This window comes from Herbiconiux daphne (genome assembly GCF_024979295.1).
In the GTDB taxonomy this organism is placed as follows: domain Bacteria; phylum Actinomycetota; class Actinomycetes; order Actinomycetales; family Microbacteriaceae; genus Herbiconiux; species Herbiconiux daphnes.
The window spans coordinates 1-518 of record NZ_JANLCJ010000825.1 but is presented as its reverse complement, the minus strand read 5'-3'; the positions used below and the strand labels follow the sequence as shown (position 1 = coordinate 518).

General features: G+C 43.4%; 1 protein-coding gene. It reads left to right on the top strand.

Annotated elements, in window-relative coordinates; genetic code table 11:
• Positions 1 to 182: 182 nt before the first annotated feature.
• Positions 183 to 518: hypothetical protein (locus N1032_RS27900; protein ID WP_259543992.1), on the top strand; the 336-nt coding region annotated here is incomplete at its 3' end.

Here is a 518-nt window from a genome sequence, read left to right as displayed (position 1 = left end):
TATCCAATCCTGACCTGAAAGCTGGTGCCCTGACTTGGACTGTTACCGATTCTACTGGTAGCACTCTGACAGGAACAACCAACTTAACTGTAACTAAACGCTCTGCTAAGAAGTAACTCTAACCCTATCCTTTTAACCGAGGGTAGGGTTTTTTTTAAATCTCGTTCAGGAGGCAACAGTAAATGGCGAATAACGCATTTATCCAGTCCGACGCAGAACTAGAGGCTATCAATGACATCTTGTCTTGTATTGGTGAAATCGCCATTACAGAGATTGATGGTGCAGATGATAACGCTGACGTAGCGAATGCTATTCGTTGCCTCCGTAATGCTAATCGAGAAGTTCAATCACAAGGTTGGACTTGGAATACCATTGAGTCTAAGACTCTGGCTCCAAACGCAATAACCAAGAACATCAAGTTTTTGGACACATACCTTCGTCTTATGAGCACATCAGGTGCTACAATCTACCGTAGACGTAACGGTAATGTTTATGACTCTTCTGCCGATACAGAGCTG